The organism is Bacillus sp. P4_D3 (assembly GCF_056401855.1).
On record NZ_JBFUIN010001042.1, the window covers coordinates 1 to 908 of the forward strand.

Sequence of the window (908 nt, forward strand, 5' to 3'; positions counted from 1 at the left end):
CTTATAATTTTACGGAGTTTTTAAATAAGTTACATGATTAATAGAGGATTAAAATAAAAGAATTTTCTTGTAAGTGGTGTTATTTATTCGTGAGGTCCCCTTGTTAATAAATAATAGTAACATCGAAGACTTAATTTAGGTAAACACAATAAGTACAAATTTGAAAGGAATAAAAAGTGTATGGATACAATTCATTTTTTGAGTGAAGTAGACATGATGTGAGAAGAAGTTAGATCGTAAAAAAGAAATATTAAAGAAGGTTGTGAGATGAAAATTACATATAAGCAGTGGGCGATAAAAAAGCATTAAAGGATAAGATAGATGAGAAACGGGTGTTAACAGGGACAATGTGTATTTTATATAGATTAAAAGGGGTAGTATAATGAGAGTGTGGAAAATTATTGGTAATTCTAATTTTGATCAATTAGAGTGTGAGAATGAGGAAGGGCAAGAAATTTTTAATAACTATTTTCAAGGTCAATCAGTAATTAATACGTGGAATCCATTGCAAATGAAATTATCAAATAAGGGAGAAGTATCTGATTTATTAAGTGAAATACCACTTATTTTTACAAAAGCAGCGATAGAAGTAGTATTTGATTTAATAAAAAGGAAAGTTGAAGTTCTTCCGCTTGTTCATGAAGGATATGAATGCTATGCAATACATGTATTAAACGTATTGGCATGTATTGATTATAAAAATGCGAAACCTGATGATTTTGGTGGATTCGACAAATTTGCTTTTATTGCAGATAAAATTAAAGGGGAACATATTTTTTGTACAATGAACACGAAGCATAAATACGGAGATTTTCCAATTGTATCTGTACAAACATTCGTATCAGACGAATTTAAAGATTGTGTTGTAGAAAGTGAACTAAAGGGGTTTAATTTTCAGTTAGTATGGG

General features: G+C 29.3%; 1 pseudogene. It reads left to right on the forward strand.

The features are described 5' to 3' along the window. Nucleotides 1-382: 382 nt before the first annotated feature. Nucleotides 383-908 (forward strand): annotated as a pseudogene (locus AC1DTM_RS29020) (suppressor of fused domain protein); the annotation flags it as partial.